The organism is Paenibacillus sp. JT22N12 (assembly GCF_056269365.1).
This window is the reverse complement of record NZ_JBWDNU010000001.1, coordinates 969,436-988,509: the sequence shown is the minus strand read 5'-3', so window position 1 is coordinate 988,509 and position 19,074 is coordinate 969,436. Positions and strand designations below refer to the sequence as shown.

Here is a 19,074-nt window from a genome sequence, read left to right as displayed (position 1 = left end):
CCTGGATTCATATTCTTCAGCCGGGGGTGGCGCTGTTGCGCACCATCATCAATTATTTTATCAATGCCAAGCTGAGAACCAAATTTCTGATCTCGTTCACGGCGATCATCCTGGTTACGGTGCTCATGATCAGCGGGATCAACTATTTTGTCTCCGTCGGGGCAATCAAGCGGAATTCGGGAGAATTCTCGGAGTATCTGATCGGGCAGATCGGCATCAATCTGGAGAAGCGCACGACGGATATTGAAGAAGTCGCGTTTCAGCAGTTCCGTAATTCCAGTCTGAATGAAAAGCTGGGCCAGAAGGCGGTCACGGCAGAGGAAATCTATGTGAGAGACAAATATGTAACGGATTTTCTCAGCGAGCTGCTGTTTACCAAGGATACATTCTTATCCGTACTGATCCTCGATGTGAACGACAAACAGTATTCGATTGAACGCAATATGTTCCAGAACTACAACGAGAAGCTCATGGAGCGGCTTGATATGGACAGCATCCGCGATAAACGGGGGAAAGCGGCTTGGTTTCAAGGCGATAACGGCACCATATTCATGGCCAGGGCGCTTTATGATATCAGCACCTACAAATATATCGGACTGATCGCGATCGGCCTTGAGAGCAGCTATGTCAACAGCATCATCACCAATGTCCATACGCTGATGGACGGCGATATTCTGATTTTGAATGAAAATAATGAGCTGTTTGTACCGGGGGAGAAGGACACTACGGAGCTCGCCCGATATTATCTGGAGAACAAGCTGTACCTGTTTGATTCAGCCAAAAATGGATTTACGTTCGGCGGCCGGCATTATATTTCCACGCTGATCTCAACCGTATACGACAAATGGAAAATCGTTCAGATCATCGATGTCGGCCAGCTGACCCGGGGTACGGACAGCATCAAATATTGGACCATCAGCACCATTCTGGTGTCGCTGTTTATCGCTTTTCTGATGGCGGCGTTCATCTCCAAGAACATTACGGCGAATATCAGGCTGCTGCTGCAGAGCATGTCCAGCTTCTCGCTGGATTTCAATCATCATGTCATTGTGCCCAAAAGCCGTGACGAGGTGGGGCTGCTTGCCGCCAAATTCAACTCCATGGCCGAGAAGATCAACGACCTGTTCAATTCGGTCTACCGGGAGAAGCTGCTGAAGCAGAAGGCGGAGTACCGGACGCTGCAGTTTGAGTACAAGGCGCTGCAGGCGCAGATGAACCCCCATTTTCTCTACAACACGCTGGAATCGATATACAGCATGGCCAAAATCAAAGGCGAGGACGAGATCGGCGAGATGGTTTATCTGCTGGGCAAGCTGCTGCGCGAAAGCATCGGCAAGAAGGGGGATGTGCTGGCGCTGCAGGAGGAGATTGCTTTTATCCAGAGCTATCTGTCCATCCACAAAATTATCTACGGGGACAAAATCGAGGTGATTTACCGGTTTGACGAGAGGCTGATGGATTCCCGCGTGCCCAAATTCATCTTGCAGCCGCTAATCGAGAATTCTATTATTCACGGTATCGAGGAGAAGCCGGGCAAAGGCATCATCGAGATAGACTGCTGGTCCGAGCAGGGCGATCTGCTGATCGAGGTGAGTGACAACGGCGTCGGGATGGAATCCGAAATGGTCGAGCGGCTGCTGGCCCCCGAGCTGTACGGTCACTATCTGGAGAAAAACAGGCATACCAATGTGGGCATCATCAGCGTCCATAAACGGATCCGGATTTTGTACGGCGATCAATATGGCCTGACTATAAACAGCGCCATCGGTGAGGGAACGAAGATCCGGATAAGGCTGCCTGTACTGCACGAAAGTGAGGAGAAATCCTCTTGACCCGTGTCAAAATAGCTAATATAAACGCAAGAATCTCCAATAGTAAACGCTTGCATTTCTTGTAAAATGGGAGTAGATCAAGCGTTGAAGGGAGTGGGATGAATGATCGGGGCTTTAACAAGGGCTGAAATTGAGGGCACGATCGATCACGTACTGCATGGCATGAGGAACCTGAAGCCGACCATCAAGGAGAACGTCAAGGACAGCATCATCTCGATGGATGTGTGGGACTGGTCTCAGGGCGTCGGCCTGTTCGCTCTTTATCTGTATTACAAGGAAACCGGCAGGAAAGAAATCCTCGACGAACTGACAGCGTGGTTTGACCGCCATATTGCGAAGGGTCTGCCGCGCAAAAATGTCAATACGATGTGCCCGCTGCTGACGATGAGTTATCTCTATGAAGAGCTCAGGCGGCCGGATTATCTGGAAATATGCCGGGAATGGGCCGAATATGTCCAGGAGGACATGCCGCGCACGCCGGAGGACGGAATCTCCCATCTGACTGTAACGAGCGCGAATGAAGGCCAGTTATGGGACGATACGCTGTATATGACCGTGCTGTTTCTGGGGCGGATGGGCGTGCTGCTGGGCCGGGACGATTATGTGCAGGAGAGCATGCACCAGTTTCTCGTCCACCTAAAATATTTGACCGATGTCCGCAGCGGCCTGTTCTATCATGGCTGGACTTTTATGGAGAACAATCATTTTGCCGGAGCTCTCTGGGGACGCGGGAATGCCTGGTATACCGCTGGCCTGGTGGATTATCTGGATATCGTGCCGGTACCGGGAGGGGTGAGAAAGTTCCTGGTTACTTCGCTTGAGCGGCAGGTCGGGACGCTCGCCAGCCTGCAGACGGAAGAGGGCATGTGGCATACGCTGCTTGACGATTCAAGCTCCTATGTAGAGAGCTCGGCAACGGCGGGTTTCGCTTACGGGATTCTGAAAGCGGTGCGCAAGGGCTATCTGCCGGCCAAATACCGCGAGGTCGGGCTGAAGGCGATGCAGGCTGTAATGAGCCGCATCGACAGTGAGGGCATGGTGCAGGAGGTTTCCTACGGCACCTGTGTCGGGGATACAATGCAGGATTACAAGGATATTTCGGTCTGCCCGATGCCTTATGGACAGGCAATGACGTTATTGATGCTGGTGGAGAGCCTGAAGCACCGGGAACGGCAGCTTGAGCCCGAGAGGAGAACAGCCGAATGAAGGATACGATGAATCTGGTAGAGGATTGGCAGGTCGTGCGGGATAAAATCAAAACGCATTCATGGGCCCGCCAGATCGTAGACAGGATAAAGCCGGTCACCGACAAATGGGTCGACCACTACGAGGACGATGCCTCCCGGGTTGCCGGCTGGGGCCATCATTATTTCTGCGACCAATGCTTTGCTGCGCTTATCTTTGATCCGGAGAAGCCGCATGAGCATAAATGCAGCGGCTGCGGCCGCCTGCGCGCAGCCCAGGAGGTGGATGATGCCTGGTGCTATATGTACCGCGCAAATGTATGCTCGCAGGTGTTTTCGGCAGCCGTGCTGCACAACCTGTACGGCGGTTCTGCCTACATGGCGTTTATCCGCAAGGTGCTCAGCTTCCTCAGTGACAATTATGGCAGCTTCAGCGTCCGGACACCGCCAAGACAGGAAGGGCGTTTCTCCGGTACGGATCTGACGGACGGAGTATGCGTGATATGGCTGCTCAACGGCATGGAGCTGGTGCGGGATGAATTTACGATGGATGAGCTGGAGACGTACAAGCGCCGCTTCTTCCTTCCCGAGGCCGAGTTTCTGATCGAGAAGGTCGGCGTCACACCGAATATTATTTGCTGGATGAAAGCGGCGGCGGGTATGATCGGTCTGTTCTTCAATGAGCGAAAATGGTGCGAGCTGGCTGCGGAGGGCGAATACGGGATCAAGAAAAAGCTGTCCGACGGCCTGCTTCCCCAGGGCTTCTGGTATGAAGCCTCCTTCCATTATCATTTCTACTGCGCGGAAGGGATGACCTACTATCTGGCTTTCTGCAAACTTTATGGCTATGAATTTCCCGAGATGGAAGACGCCCTGCTGAGAATGTACCGGTATCCGGTCATGTATGCCTTCCCGAACGGCGAATTTCCGAATCCGAATGATGGCTGGCCGCTGCTGAAGTTCGGCAACTACGCCCATCAGTATGAATGGATTCGCAATATTCATGATGAAGCCGCCTATCGTTATGCCCTTGCCCAATGCTACGACAAGGAGGATACCGGCAGGGCGGACGCCAATATCGGTGGCGTATCCAGACTGCTGTTCGGCAGGAATTGGGAGGAGGAGCAGTTCGACGGGGAGCTTCGCGGAAAAGGACTGCCGGACGCAGAGTCTCGGGTGGATCCGAATATACATTTTGCCCTGCTGCAAAATGGAGATGCCTCCGTCTTCCTCAAATATGGATTTGTTCTGCGGGGCCATTCCCATGCCGACATGATGAACTTTGAGCTGTTCTATAAGGACGAAGTCATCTCCCGGGATATTTCCAACAGCGGTTACGGCTCAGACTTGTTCCGTGAATGGCAGCGCAAAACAATCGCCCATAATTCCGTCATGGTCGACAAGCTGAATCAGCCGAACCGGCCGGTGGGCCGAATCGAGGAATTCGACAGGGAGAACAGCAGCTGCAGGGTGGCGGCCGATGATGTCTATGATGGCATCCATTACGCCCGCCATCTCCAGCTTCATGAAGACCGGCTGGAGGACGAGTTTCAGGTGATCCCTGCGCCGGGACATGAAGAGGAGCATGTCTTCGACTGGCTGTTCCACTGCTCCGGCGAGCCGCAATCGGACCTGAACTTTAGCGAAACCGACCCGCCAGGCGATGCGGATGGCTATCAGCTCATGCTGGAAACCATGGTCTGCGATACGGACAACGACTGGGAAGTAAGCTGGACGATGGCAGATAAACAGCTGACCCTGAAGATGGAAGGCAGTCCGGGAACAACCGTATATCTGTTCAGGGGATATGAGCACCGGCTTGATGTGATGCGCTGGGGCGTCATGGTCAGACGGCGCGGCACCGCTGCGGCTTATAAAGCGGAATACAGCTTTTCGAGCAGGATCAACGATTCCTTACAATTGCATATGAAATGACAGGAAGAAGGCGTCCCGGATCAACTCGGGCGCCTTTCTCGCGGAGGGAAGTGGAACAATGGACGATAACAGATCTGCTTACACCAAGGAAGAGATATGCACGCATTATGGCGATGATTACGACAGGTATCTGGGAGCCATTGTGCCGCCTATTTTCCAAAACTCGCTGTTCACGCGCAAAACGATCAACCATGGTTATACTTACACCCGCGTGTCCAACCCGACAACCGAGATCGCGGAGAAGAAGATCGCTGCCCTGGAGGAAGGGGAGGATGCGAGATGCTTCTCGTCCGGTATGGCTGCCATTACGGCAGCGCTGATGAGCGTATTGGAGAAAGACAGCCATATCATCTGTCCACGGAATGTCTATCCGCCGACGAAGGGGTTCCTGGAATCCTATATGACGAAGTTCGGCATCGAAACAACCTTCGTATCCGGCGAGAGCACGGATGAGATTGAAGCGGCGCTTCGTCCCCACACCAAAGCGATCTATCTGGAAACGCCTTTATCGAATGTGTTTACGCTGCAGGATCTGAAGGCCATTGCGGCCATTGCCAAAGCCAGAGGGATTGTGACTATCGTCGACAATACATGGGCAACTCCGCTCTATCAGAATCCGATTGCCTGCGGGATTGACATTGTTGTACACTCCGCCACCAAATATATGGGTGGGCACAGCGATATTCTTGCGGGCGTGATGATCGGCCGCAAAACGCTTATGGAAGAAATCACCCACCGGGAGCGGGGGATGTTCGGCGCTGTGATGGATCCCCATCAGGCCTGGCTGCTGATCCGTGGTCTTCGGACCCTGCCTGTCCGGATGCGCCAGCATCAGGAGAATGCCGGGAAGGTGTCCGCATTTCTGGAGGGACATCCCATGGTGGAGCGCGTGCTTTATCCGGGACTTGCGAGCCATCCGCAGTATGAGCTGGCGAAGAGTCAGATGTCCGGAACCTCGGGGCTGTTCAGCTTCGTGCCAAGGGGAGATCGGGAGCAGATTACGGGCTTCATGAAGCGGCTGCGGCTGTTCGAGGAGGGACCAAGCTGGGGCGGATTCGAAAGTCTGATTAACTCGCCAGGCCTGTGGCTGAGCGAAGCAGCATCCATGGAGAGCGGCATCCCTCAGGGCCTGGTGCGAATCTCGATCGGGCTGGAAAATGCGGACTCGCTGATGGAGGACTTGGATGCCTCATTAAACAAAATCACCGGCATGTAGAGAAGGCCGGCGATATTTATCTTTGGATGGTTGAGAACCAGGGTGACAATGCTGCCCACAATCCAAAAATTCAAGGTACGACAAGTTGTAAAACCGCTTTTAAACTTGCGCATATCGAAAGACATTTTCCGCATGCGCAGCTCACAGCAAGAAAACTAATAAAATGTAAAGATAGACTCATTTAAAACGCTTACGGCAGGCTTTACAATAAGACTATCCTATCAGGAAGGCAGGAATTCTATGGAAGCGCAAACAAAAGCAAATACTGAGCTGCCACTGGGCATAGCTGCGAGTAAACAGAGTTCTCTGTGGAAAAGAATCCGGAAAAATCTCGACCTCTATATCTGCTTGAGCCCCGGTTTAATCTTCTTCTTTATATTTGCCTATATACCGATGTTCGGTCTTCTGATTGCCTTCAAGGACTATAACATGTTCAAGGGCGTACTGGAAAGTCCGTGGAACCATTTGCAATCGTTCAGGGATATGGTCAATCTGCCGGATTTCTATAAAATCGTACGGAACACACTGATGCTCAATGTGCTGGGGCTGGTGTTCGGATTCCCGGCTCCGATTATTTTGGCCATCATGCTCAACGAAGTCCGGAACAAATACTTCAAGCGGATTTCGCAATCGCTGCTATACCTGCCGCATTTTATGTCCTGGGTGCTGATGGGCGGGATGATCTATGCGCTGCTTTCGCCCAAGTACGGCATTGTTAACCAGGTTCTGCAGTGGATGGGCATGGAGCCGATTTATTTTATGGCCAGCAACAACTGGTGGGTCAGCGTCTTTGTCGGTTCCGGCATCTGGAGCGGAGTTGGCTGGGGAACGATTATTTATCTGGCAGCCATGACCACGCTTGATCCTCACTTGTACGAAGCGGCCTCGATTGACGGAGCAGGCAGATGGAAGAAAATGATCAATATCACCATTCCCGGCATCATGCCAACCGTCATTATTCTGCTCATTCTGAATGTCGGCCACATGGTTTCCATCGGCTTCGAGCAGCCTTATGCCTTGATGAACCCGCTGGTTATGGATGTTGCGGACGTTCTCAGCACCTATATATACGACCTTGGAATCCGGCAGGGCGGATTCGGTCTGACGACGGCAATCGGGATGGTGCAATCGGTCGTTAACCTGATGCTGATCATTGCTGCAAACTATGCCGCCAATAAGATGGGCCGCGAAGGAATCTGGTAACGGAGCGGGCGGCAGCTGGAACATTTATGGAACTGGAATCAAGTCGTATAAAGGAGTGAGCCTATGGCAGAGCAAGCGGAGTCTACAGGTAAAAACAAATATCGCCGGACGCGAAAATACTCGTTCTGGGACGTTTCGTTCCATGTCATCAACTATTCTTTGATTACGATCATCGCTTTTGTCTGTATCTTTCCTTTCATCAATACCTTTGCCAATGCCTTCAGCAGCAGCCATGCCATTCAGTCAGGCAAGGTTATCCTGTGGCCGGTTGATTTTCAGCTGGATGCCATGAAATCGGTGTTCTGGGACAATAACGTCATCCGTTCGCTGCTGGTCACCATTTACGTTACGGCGGTCGGGACAACGATCAATATGGTGTTCACGATTCTTACGGCGTATCCGCTTTCCCGCAAGGATCTGGTTGGGCGCAAATATTTCATGAACTATATGATATTCACGATGATGTTCAGCGGGGGGCTTATTCCCGGCTACCTGCTCATCAAATATTTGGGCATGCTCAATACCCTCTGGGCCCTTATGATTCCCGGCGCAATCAGCGCGTTTAATGTCATCATAATGAAATCCTTCTTTCAAAATATGCCGGAGGAGCTGCGCGAGGCCGCCGTTATGGACGGCTGCGGAAATATCCGCTACATGCTGCGCATCGTGCTGCCGCTCTCCGGGGCCGTAATGGCGACAATCGGCCTGTTCTATGCGGTTGGACACTGGAACAGCTACATGAACGCGATTATTCTGATCGACAACTCCGATCTGTTTACGCTGCAGGTACGATTGCGCAACATTTTGCTCCTCTCGCAAATGGATACCTCGCTTGAAGTCATGCAGCAGCAGGGCAAGCTTCAGGTCATTGAGGAATCCTTAAAAGCCGCCACAGCCATCTTCGCGACGGTGCCGATTCTGATCGTATATCCGTTCCTGCAAAAATATTTTGTCAAAGGCTCCTTTCTTGGCTCTGTAAAAGGGTAACCTCCTGATACGCCCGGCAGGACCGGACAGCTCCCCCAAGAGCCATCCGTCTCATACAAGAAGAAACGGCTCTCGCCGTCCTTGGAGGCAGAGTCAGGATTCTTCCTCAGAAATATAAGCAAAGTATGATGGAGTCTAATACTTTCTTATATTTGATTACTCCTGTGGCAGTAGGCAGATGAAATGATGTTTTTACCAAATTCATGAGGAGGAAAGACAATGGTCAATGTACGTAAAGGGGTCAGGATCAGCCTGACATGCTTCCTGGTGTTCACGCTTCTGCTGCTGGCCGCATGCTCGAATTCAGGCAAGAACGAAGGGAATACCAGCTCCGGAGCTGCCAACACGCCGGAGCAGACCAACACAAACACAGGGGGCGCGGATGCGCCGGAGCCTTCGGATGAGCCCGTCAAGCAGGTCAAGCTGCGCGTTATGATTTATGATCGCGGGAACGCACCGGAGGGCATGAAGCTGACAGATGCTCCGCTTGTCAAATGGGCCCAGGAGCAGGTGAAGCCGCTTGGCATCGACTTGGAGATGGTGCCTGTTGCACGGGCGGAAGCCGAGAATAAACTGAATGTCTGGCTTGCCTCCGGTGAGGCGCCGGATATTATATTCACCTATGACACCAACACGCTCTTCAAGTATGCCCAGCAGGGCGGGATCTGGGAGCTGGACGATCTGCTGAAGGAGTACGGTCCGCAGATTACCGCGAATAATCAAAAAGCGCTGGATCAAGCCGGCACCTACGAAGGTAAACGCTTTGCCATTACGGCGCTCAGAGCGAACCCGAATGTCGGAGCGGTTTTCAAAATCCGCCAGGACTGGCTGGATAAACTGAATATGAAGGCGCCGACGACTGTCGATGAGCTCTATCAGGTGCTCAAAGCGTTCAAGGAAAAGGATCCCGGCAACGTAGGCAAGGACAAAGTCGTGCCTTACGCCTTTCCAGCTATCGGCAAAGCGTTCATGTATGCGCTGTCCTCGGCATTCGGGATTAATCCGAAGCTGATGAGCAACGGTACGGACCTGGCCGGAGGGGTATGGGAGAATGACAAGTTCATCTCCAATATTGCTGCGCCGGGCGCCCGGGATATGTTCAAATTCCTGAACAAGCTTTACGTGGAAGGTTTGATCCCCAAAGAGTTCGGTACGGATGTGAACAATCAGCAGCTTAATCAATATATTGCTCAAGGCGTGGCCGGCTTCATGGAGAACAATGACTCCGGCTGGGCATTGACTGACTCTACAATGAAAGCGGTGCCGGACGCCAGATGGATGCCGATCGACCCGCTCATCAGCTCGGATGGCAAACAGTATGCCGGTGGTGCTGCGGACTACGGGATGTTCATAATGGTGCCCAAAGCCAGCAAAGAGGAACAGGCGATTGCCGCGATGAAATATTTGAACTGGATGGCGGATCCCGAAGTCATCAAGACCCTGCAATCCGGCATTGAAGGAACGCACTACACCCTTGATTCGGATGGCATTCAAATACCGATCGATCCCGAGAAAAACGCAAGGGAAGTGACATGGTATGCCGGAAGCGGGGATCTCGCGATTATCCAGCAGGGACAGCCGTTAAGCTCATATGACACTTTGAAAATACTGGGCGAGAAAGGCAAGCTGTTCGATCCTGAATATTATGCGGCCGTGAACACCAAATATAATGATATTTTTGCCAAATACACGCCGAAGACGGTTGAGATTACGGATCCAAGGCCGTTTGCGCAGAAAAATCAGGAAACAATCAAGAAATTCATCAATGAATCGATAACCAAGATCATCGTTTCCTCCGATCCGGACAAAGAATACGATGCCATGATCGAAGGCTGGAAAAAGCTTGGCGGTGAAGAATACGACAACGAATTAACGGAAGCCTACAAAAAAGTCAACTACCAGCCGTAATCGCCGTCATGCAGGAAAGTGCCGTGAGACCGCTGACTTCTTAAGCGGTCTCTTCGCATCGAAGCACGGTGAAGAGGAGAATCAGGCTGAAGGAGGAGAAGCGAATGGTTTTGCAAGCATATAATCTCCGCGCCGAATACCTGCTGAATCCGGCCGGAATCGATGTCCCGGAGCCGAGGCTCGGCTGGATGCTGGATTCAGCCGGACGCGGCTCGGGCCAAACCGCTTACCGCATTCTGGCGGCTTCAAGCCGGCAGCAGCTGGAACAGGATATCGGAGATATGTGGGACAGCGGCAGGGTCCAGTCGGATCTGTCGAATCCCATTCCATATGAAGGCCGGGAGCTGGCTTCCGGCTGCGAATATGTATGGAAGGTGAAGGTCTGGGATCAGGCAGGGCAGGAATCGCCATGGAGCAGGACGGCACATTGGTCGATGGGACTGCTCTCCCGCAAGGAATGGCAGGGCAAATGGATCGGTCTGAAATCCGGCCATCAGCCGACTCATGAACGGCCCAAGCCGGCCGTTTATTTGCGCGGAACCTTCAAGGCCCGCCGGCAGATCCGGAAAGCCATGCTGTATGCGGCGGCTCTTGGCGCTTACGAGCTCTATGTCAATGGAAGCCGCATCGGGGAAGACATCCTCGCGCCGGAATGGACGGATTACAATATCCGCCTCCAGTACCAGGCTTACGATGTGACTGCAGCGCTTGCCGGGGGCGAGAATGCGCTTGGTGTTCTGCTCGGACATGGCTGGTATTCCGGCTATGTCGGCATGTATGGCTACCAGCGCTACGGCAAGGATCCGCGCATTCAGCTGCAGTTGAATGTGGACTATGAAGACGGATCTTCGCAATCGGTCGTTTCCGGGCCTTCTTGGAAGGCTTCGTTCGGTCCGCTGCTGGCAACCGATTTTCATATGGGGGAGACTTATGACGCCCGGCTTGAAATGCCAGGATGGGAGGACCGGGGTTATGATGATTCGGCCTGGAGCAAAGCGGATATTTTCTACGATTATAAAGGCCGGATCGTATCGGGTCTGTGTCCGCCAATCCGCAGTGTGAAGAAGCTTGCGCCTGTGTCGATGACGGTGATGGAAAGCGGCAGCCGGATCGTGGATATGGGACAGAACATGGTAGGTTATTTGCGGATTCTAATGCGCGGGAAAACCGGAACCACCATTATACTGCGTCATGGGGAAGCTCTGGATGCGCAAGGCAGACTCTATACGGAGAATCTGCGTTTATCCAGGCAGATTGATACTTATGTGCTGAAGGGCAGTCCGGAGGGGGAGATTTATGAGCCTCATTTTACGCTGCATGGATTTCGTTATGCGGAAATAAGCAGCGATGATGACGGGGATCTTGAGCTTACGGATATAACCGGTATTGTGGTCCATTCCGACCTTGCTCAAACCGGGTTCATGGATACGTCCAATCCGCTGCTCAACCAGCTGCTGCAAAATATTGAATGGACACAGCGGGGCAACTTCGTCAGTGTGCCGACCGACTGCCCGCAGCGGGATGAACGACTCGGCTGGAGCGGGGATGCCCAGGTATTCTTCCGGACGGCAAGTTATCTGATGGACACCGCCCCTTTCTTCAGCAAATGGCTGACAGACTTGACGGATGCGCAGCGGCCGACGGGAGCTTTTACGGATTTTGCCCCGTTTATCGCGGGCGGCAAAACGGAGCATGGCGGGGATATGACCTATGATCACACAGCTTCTGCCGGATGGGGAGACGCAGGCATTCTCGTTCCCTGGATGATGTATCAGGTTTATGGAGATGCAGCCATCATCAAGCGGCACTATGATGCCATGACCCGCTGGATCGGGTTCCTGAGCGACCTGCATCCCGGTCATCTGCGCGAGGATCTGCCGCAGTTCGGCGATTGGCTCTCCATGGCGGAAGCGAGGGGAGCGGATGATTATCCCAATACCTCCATCCATTCCACGACCCCTTATGACGTCTTCGCGACGGCCTATTATGCCTACTCCGTGCAGCTGATGGCGCGAATGGCCGCCCTGATTGGAAAAGCCGAAGACGCCTTGCGGTTTGAAAAGCTGCATACCGAAGTAAGAGCGGCTTTTAATGACGCTTATGTGAATGGAGAAGGGAAGATCAAAGGAGATACGCAGTCGGTTTACGCGCTGGCTTTATCCATGAATCTGCTGCCTGAGGAGAAAAGGGCGTACGCGGTCAACCGCATTCTGTACCTGCTGGAAGAGAGCGATTGGCATATGTCGACAGGCATTCATGGCACCAAATATCTGCTGACGGTGCTGGTGGAGGCCGGTCACGAGGAGATTGCTTACCGGCTGCTGAACCAGCAAAGCTATCCGTCCTGGTATTATTCCATTTTGCAGGGTGCGACGACGATCTGGGAACGCTGGGATGGCTGGACGGAAGCGAAGGGTTTTCAAAGGCCGGGAATGAATTCCTTCAACCATTATGCACTGGGTTCTGTAGGCGAATGGATCTACCGGTTCGTCGGCGGGATTGATCTGGATGAGGAGCAGCCGGGCTACAAGCATATCCTCATTCATCCCCGAATTGGAGGCGGGCTTGATTATGTGAACTGCCTCTACGAATCCGTCCGGGGACCGATTGTCTGCAATTGGCGGGTCAACGGACCGGAGCTGCATATGCATGTCCGCATTCCTGCCAACACGACCGCGACCATACGGATTCCGCGGCTTCCGGGGCAGCAGGTGCTTGAGAATGGAGCGGAACTGGAGCAGGCCGAGGGCATTGCCGTTGCCGGAGAACAGCCGGATCATCTTCTTCTGCATACGGGATCGGGACAATATCAGTTTGTTGTTTCTTAACTTGAAGAGAGGAGCCTGGTATGAACAAGCAAACGTATCTGGACTACATCAAGAAGGCGGTTCTGGAGGGGAGGAAGCAGTACGAGGCCGCTATTTCGCATTGGCGGGAATCGTATCGTCCCGACCAGTTTCTCGGCATGTACATCCCTCCGGGAAACCTGGCTATCCAGGCGCAGACCGAAGGTTTTCTGTATCATATTACCGGCGAGAAAGAGTACGGGGTGCAGGCAAGACAAATGCTGCTCTCCATCGAGTCGTTCAAGGAGATTGTGCCGGACTCTCTCCGGGACCGACATCCGGAATATGAGAAGGGCATCACATCGTTTGATCCAATGTTCCAGGGGACCCATTACATCCAGGGGTATTTGTTTATGAAGGATTCGGCGCTGCTCTCCCGGGAGGACAAGCGCCAGATAGAGGATTCCATCCGCAGCTCCGTGCAAGCCGTCATGCATTATCCGGAGTGGGGGGCGCATAACCGCTCCATGCTACGGGCCTTCACGGTTTCTCTGGCGGTTGCGGCGCTGGGCGATACGGAAGAAACGCGGGAATGGGCGAAGCTTCGCGATTACCTGGCCCAGGAATCCATGGGCGGCTGGTCCATCGAGGATGCCGAGCTGTATTTGCCTCTGTGGCTTGGATCCTGCATCATGGTTGCGCAGCATACAGACAAGGAAGCGGACTATTATGCGAAGCCGCAGACAAGGTATTATTTTGATTACATTACGCATATCTTGACGCCCTATGGTCAGCTGCCGGATTTCGGAGACGCCCATTACAATTCGTTCTGGTATTTGTGGCTGGCCTGTCTGGAGAAAGGGGCTGCTGTATACAGATGCGGTCATATGAAATATGCCGCCCGCAAAATCTGGGACTATGCGCTGTCCCATCAGGAGGGGCCGCCCTCGGTCTATCTTGCCGCTTATTTCTCAAACGCCTGTCTCTGGGCGGATGATGGGCTTGAGCCGGTCAAGCCTGATTGGCAGAGCGAGCTGGTGCTGGAGGATGTGATCGGGAAGAAAATCGCCTTCCGCGACGGCTGGGAGGAGGATTCCACGTATCTCCTGCTTAATTATCGCGATGAAGGCGATTATGCCTATGTCGCCAGGGAATATTTACGGCGGACGATTCAGGCGCCGGCGGAAAAGGCTCACCATGGACATGCGGATGAGAATTCCATCGTGTTTTTTGCCCGCGGGCCGCATATTTTATTACATGACGGAGGTTACCGCGATTCCGCTCCCAATGGCAAATACCGCGCCGATCTTTATCATAACCGGCTAGTGTTCCGGGAAGGCGAGCGGGATGCGGACGGCTCCCTCTATGATTTTATCCACGATGACGGTACGTACAGGCGTGTGGCAGCGGAGAAGCTGCATTTTCAGACCTTCGAGGAGCTGGTTTACAGCCGGACCCGGGTGACGGATCCCTATCACGGTGTGATATGGGACCGGGCGATGACTTATTTGAAGGAGGAAGGCGTATTTATTGTGGTGGATTGGACGAAGTCGCTGGGCAGCCGGCAGCTCAGTACGGCCAATCTGTGGCATCCGGGCGTGGTGCTGGAGGCCGGCGATGGCTGGTATACCGGTCAGGTGCAGCATATCCGCCAGCATCCTGGCGACACAAATCCCATCATCAACCGGAAGGAGCTGGCACTGCTGATCGAGTTCCCGGGAAGCGGCAGGCAGACGGGGCACGAAACGATCCGCAGATGTTATGCGGACAGTGAGATGGTCTACGAACTGGACAGCAGCCAGGTCCGGGCCGGAACGATGAACTGCTTTGTCACGGTGCTTACCCCCTTCGCACTGGATGAGCAATCGGCCCGGCTGAAGCGCAGGGTGAAGATCATCCGGCTCACGCAGGAGAAGGATTGCTTATCGCTTCAGTATGAGGCGGATGGCAGGACTTGTCATCTGGCATACAAGCTGGATCTGGATAAGGGGCTGGTCAGCGGCAGCAGGGATTTTCCAAAATACGAATGGGACCGGAGCAGGCTGGATTACGGTCCGATCCATACCGATGCCGATTTTTCCTTTGTCCGCCAGGGGCCGTCAGGACCGGGCCGGTATGGCTTCGTCAACGGCTGCGGCATTGTTTATGATGGAGCTTCCTTGTTCAGAACGCCGCAGATGTCTTCCTATCAGTTCCACAGCTCATCCTTTCGCACGGCCGACCATAAATGGAGAGCCTGGGACGGGAGCTTCAGCTGACACAGTAAGGGGCATCAGGCAAAAGGGTGAATGGAGGGTGATTGAATGTCAGCGGGAAACGGCAGGCATCGCTTGAGCGAAGCGGAGAAAAAACAGTTTCATGAAGAAGGTTATCTGATCGCCAAAGGTTTGTTTCAGCCAGAAGAGGTTGCCGAAATTAAAGAGACGTTCATGCGCATACAGGCAGAAGGCATGCTTCCCGGATATTTCGAGCCCGCTTCGCCGGAGGAGGCGAAGGGCGATCCGCTGAAGCTGTTTCCGCGGATTTTGTATCCGCACAGGGTAATCGGCAGAGCCAAGAGCTATATGCTGCATCCTCCGGTCATGGCTTTGCTGAAGGAGCTGTTCCAGGAAGAGGCGTTGGCGGCGCAGAGCATGTTCTACTTCAAACCGCCCGGCGGCAGAGGGCAGGCGCTGCACCAGGACAATTACTATTTGCGCGTGGAGCCGGGGACGTGCATTGCAGCCTGGACCGCGATTGATCCGGCTGATCAGGAGAACGGCGGCCTGGTTATCGTACCCCGGACGCAGAATCTGGATATCGAATGTCCGCATGAGGCGGATCCGGCGCTTTCCTATTTTCGCGATGAGGTCAATCTGCCGGAGGGCGGCAGGATTGTGCCTGTAGACATGGATGCGGGCGATGTGCTGTTTTTCAATGGCAGCACCATTCACGGATCGTATCCCAACCGGTCTCTTGACCGTTTCCGGCGTTCTTTTATTTGTCATTATGTCGGGGCGTCCACGCTTCGCATCGGCCATCATATCCATGATGATTTATATAATGGGCAGGGTGAGGTCGTTAACAGGGCGAGAACAGAAAGTCCGGGAGCTTGCGGGAATGAATTTGAAGGAGCTCCGCACTGAAATACCGTTGAGAAGTCTTCGAAAAGGCCTCACCTGCTGCGGCTCCCAGATAAATTCCATGTGATAGGTTAACCTCTCTTCTGTTATAATGGTTAACATATGAATAATCATGGGCAGGGGAGTTGGGGACGATGGCGATCCGATTGCGCGGACATCACTTGCTATGTCTTCTCGGGTATCGGGGCATGGGCTATTCTGCGGATTTCTGCGCGAATATGACAGCTATATATGAGACTTTGCGGACCGAGCCGGAATCAGTGGTGGAGCTTGTAACCGGTCCGGACGACATCTGCCGGGCGTATCCGCCGGACGAATTGAATCATTGCAGGGGAACCGTTCATCAGCTGGATGATGCCGTTCTGGCCAAGCTTGGGTTTAAGCCGGGAGAGAGCCTCAGCTGGCGGAAAGTATGCGACCGGATATCGCAAAAGGTGGTGCCGGCGGATATCGGCCATTTGTGCGCGAGCTGTCCTTGGCAATCCTATGGCGTCTGTCAGGAAGGCGTACAATATATAGCGGAAGGCATGCCTCTGCCCGCCGCTATCAATCCGCAATGACCCTAAATATAAAAACGGCTGATTAATCGCGCAATACAAAGCTGCACAGACGCGCACACTTAATTTGCATAAACACGCAGTGATGAACCGAAGCCGATTGGGGCTTCGGTTTTTTTATTGCGTCCGGAAAGTCAGGCGTGCTGCACGCTGAAGACCATGAGGGATGGAGGCCGGAACAAATTTACATATTCTAAACATGCTGATGACATTCGCATAACAGTATAACTTTATAGTGAACCTGAGCAAAAGAGTGCATAATTAAGCAAAAAATACGCTTGAATCTGCGCAAATGGAAGAATTATGCAGATGGCAAGCCATGCTCGTGAAAGGCTGGATACGGATGATGAAAACAAGCATAGAGGGATTTGTTATTGATTTGGACGGGACGGTTTATAAGGGCTCGAATTTGATCGATGGAGCAGCAGAAGCTGTCGCCATGCTGAAACAACTCGGCAAACGCATCGTCTTTCTGAGCAATCGCGGGAATATCTCCCGGAAAATGTGCCATGACAAACTTGGCAGGCTTGGTCTTGATATCGGCGAGGAGGAAATCCTTCTGACCTCGACGGTAACAGCCCGGTTTCTCAAGGACTATTACGAAAGCTCCCCCGTGTGGGTATTGGGCGATCAAGGTTTGAAGGATGAATTGGAGGCTGGGGATATTCTGATGGCGGAAAAGCCGGAGCTTGCGGAGTGGCTGGTTATTACCCTCCACGAGACATTAACCTATGAGGAGTTGAATGATGCTTTTCGCGCTGTGAGACATGGCGCCAGAATTATCGCGACAAACGCAGACAAGACGTTTCCGCGGGATGACGGCGACTCCATCGATGTGGCGGGGATGATCGGGGCGATTGTATCGGCAACAGGAAGAGAGGTCGATATCGTGATCGGCAAACCCTCGCAGCTGATGGCCGAAGCCGCATTGAACGTTCTGCAGCTTCCGCCCGAGCGTTGTCTCGTAATCGGAGACAGTCTGGAGTCGGATATCCGGCTGGGCAAGAAAGCAGGCATGCAAACCGCGCTGGTTCTAACAGGCTCGGTGAGCATGGAGGAAGCGGAGGCGAGCCATATTCAGCCGGACTGGATCTGGCCCTCGCTGGCCGATGTGACATCCATTCTGGCCCCGACGGAGAAGGGATTACAACGATGACTGAACTGGATCTCATTCGAATTCATCCCGGCGCTGCCGGGGAGGTAGCTGCCTATCTGGAACAGAAATCGCACCATCAGGTGGTTCTCGCTGCCGACTTGGCAACTTATAAGGCGGCGGGCGAGGCATTGGCTTCATCGCTCACACGGTCAGGCATTAAGGTCCACATTACCTTCATCAAGCCGGATGCCCAGGATGATGTGATCGCCGATGAAGCGTCGCTCATTCAGCTGATTCTGGATATTCAACGCCATCATGCACAGGCAGTCATAGCGGTAGGCGGTGGGACCCTGCATGATATTGTCCGTTATTCCGCTTATACGACAGGGATTCCTTTTATCTCCGTGCCGACGGCTCCGTCCGTCGACGGGTTCAATTCCAAGGGCGCCCCGATTATCATCAGGGGCGAGAAAAAAACAATTCCGGCCATTGGCCCGGATGCAATCTTTGCCGATCTCGACATCCTGGTCGAGGCGCCGCCTGCCATGGTGGCTGCAGGCTTCGGCGATATGCTGGGCAAATACACTTCATTGTTCGATTGGCGGTTCGGAACGATCACCGCCGACGAGCCCTATCTGCAAGCCGCTGCGGATATGACGCGATCCGCCCTTATGGAATGCGTCAATCATGCACAGCTTATTGCAGACAGGCAGCAGGAAGGCATTCAGATTCTGATCCGCTCCCTGATCGATTCCGGGCTTGCCATGCTGCAGTTCGGTCAATCCCACCCGGCTTCAGGGGCGGAGCATCATCTCTCGCATTATTGGGAGATGGAATATATCCGCCTTGGCCGCAGGCAGCTGCTGCACGGCGCCAAAGTAGGCGTCGCCTGTATGGAGATCAGCCAGCTGTACCACAAGCTTGCGGAAGAGGGACCGGAGCAGTGGCACGGGAATAATGCGGGGGAGCATGCGAACCAAAGCAGGCGAATTATAGCCGGATGGAGCGAAATTACGCAGGAGATCGCACAGATCCCGCCTGCGGGGGCGCTCAAAGAGTTATTGCGGCAGGTTGGCGGTCCGCTGTCCGTGGAGGATCTCTCCGTAAGCAGGGAACTGCTTGAACGCAGCCTGCGCGAAGCCCATCATGTCAGGCCTGAACGCCGTACGTTGCTTAAGGCCTACAATGAACTGGAAAACCGTTGACTAACCGGTTGAGCAGGCGGAATTGCTTCTGCATGCGCAGTTA

13 protein-coding genes are annotated in these 19,074 nt (G+C 53.5%); all 13 read left to right on the top strand.

Annotated elements, in window-relative coordinates:
• Positions 1-35 precede the first annotated feature (35 nt).
• The 13 genes from AC0YOA_RS04090 to AC0YOA_RS04030 all read left to right on the top strand — a co-directional run bounded on the left by AC0YOA_RS04090 (position 36) and on the right by AC0YOA_RS04030 (position 19,031).
• Positions 36-1,832 (top strand): sensor histidine kinase, encoded by a 1,797-nt coding sequence (locus AC0YOA_RS04090; protein ID WP_475785514.1) that lies wholly within the window; start codon positions 36-38, stop codon positions 1,830-1,832.
• A 102-nt stretch (positions 1,833-1,934) separates the two neighbouring features.
• Positions 1,935-3,038: a beta-galactosidase BglB gene (gene bglB, locus AC0YOA_RS04085; protein WP_475785513.1), complete on the top strand. Its 1,104-nt coding sequence runs from the start codon at positions 1,935-1,937 to the stop codon at positions 3,036-3,038.
• Positions 3,035-4,951: a heparinase II/III domain-containing protein gene (locus AC0YOA_RS04080; protein WP_475785512.1), complete on the top strand. Its 1,917-nt coding sequence runs from the start codon at positions 3,035-3,037 to the stop codon at positions 4,949-4,951. The genes bglB and AC0YOA_RS04080 overlap by 4 nt, the downstream gene beginning before the upstream one ends.
• Before the next feature lie 58 nt (positions 4,952-5,009).
• Positions 5,010-6,167 (top strand): trans-sulfuration enzyme family protein, encoded by a 1,158-nt coding sequence (locus AC0YOA_RS04075; RefSeq protein WP_475785511.1) that lies wholly within the window; start codon positions 5,010-5,012, stop codon positions 6,165-6,167.
• Positions 6,168-6,407: 240 nt separating this feature from the next.
• Positions 6,408-7,370 (top strand): ABC transporter permease, encoded by a 963-nt coding sequence (locus tag AC0YOA_RS04070; RefSeq protein ID WP_475785510.1) that lies wholly within the window; start codon positions 6,408-6,410, stop codon positions 7,368-7,370.
• Positions 7,371-7,433: 63 nt separating this feature from the next.
• Positions 7,434-8,357, top strand: a complete 924-nt coding sequence (locus AC0YOA_RS04065) for a carbohydrate ABC transporter permease (RefSeq protein WP_210039416.1) — start codon at positions 7,434-7,436, stop codon at positions 8,355-8,357.
• Positions 8,358-8,576: 219 nt separating this feature from the next.
• Complete coding sequence (locus AC0YOA_RS04060; RefSeq protein WP_475785509.1) at positions 8,577-10,265, top strand: type 2 periplasmic-binding domain-containing protein; 1,689 nt, start codon at positions 8,577-8,579, stop codon at positions 10,263-10,265.
• Positions 10,266-10,369: 104 nt separating this feature from the next.
• Complete coding sequence (locus tag AC0YOA_RS04055; RefSeq protein WP_475785508.1) at positions 10,370-13,093, top strand: alpha-L-rhamnosidase; 2,724 nt, start codon at positions 10,370-10,372, stop codon at positions 13,091-13,093.
• Between the two features lie 20 nt (positions 13,094-13,113).
• Positions 13,114-15,309, top strand: coding sequence for a heparinase II/III family protein (locus AC0YOA_RS04050; RefSeq protein ID WP_475785507.1), 2,196 nt, complete (start codon positions 13,114-13,116; stop codon positions 15,307-15,309).
• A gap of 45 nt (positions 15,310-15,354) precedes the next feature.
• The gene (locus AC0YOA_RS04045; protein WP_475785506.1) at positions 15,355-16,176 is read left to right on the top strand and encodes a phytanoyl-CoA dioxygenase family protein; all 822 of its coding nucleotides are present in this window, start codon (positions 15,355-15,357) and stop codon (positions 16,174-16,176) included.
• A 131-nt stretch (positions 16,177-16,307) separates the two neighbouring features.
• Complete coding sequence (locus tag AC0YOA_RS04040; RefSeq protein WP_475785505.1) at positions 16,308-16,733, top strand: DUF1284 domain-containing protein; 426 nt, start codon at positions 16,308-16,310, stop codon at positions 16,731-16,733.
• Between the two features lie 343 nt (positions 16,734-17,076).
• Positions 17,077-17,886, top strand: a complete 810-nt coding sequence (locus AC0YOA_RS04035) for an HAD-IIA family hydrolase (protein WP_475785801.1) — start codon at positions 17,077-17,079, stop codon at positions 17,884-17,886.
• On the top strand, positions 17,883-19,031 hold the full coding sequence (locus AC0YOA_RS04030; RefSeq protein ID WP_475785504.1) for a sn-glycerol-1-phosphate dehydrogenase: 1,149 nt from the start codon (positions 17,883-17,885) through the stop codon (positions 19,029-19,031). The genes AC0YOA_RS04035 and AC0YOA_RS04030 overlap by 4 nt, the downstream gene beginning before the upstream one ends.
• Positions 19,032-19,074 lie beyond the last annotated feature (43 nt).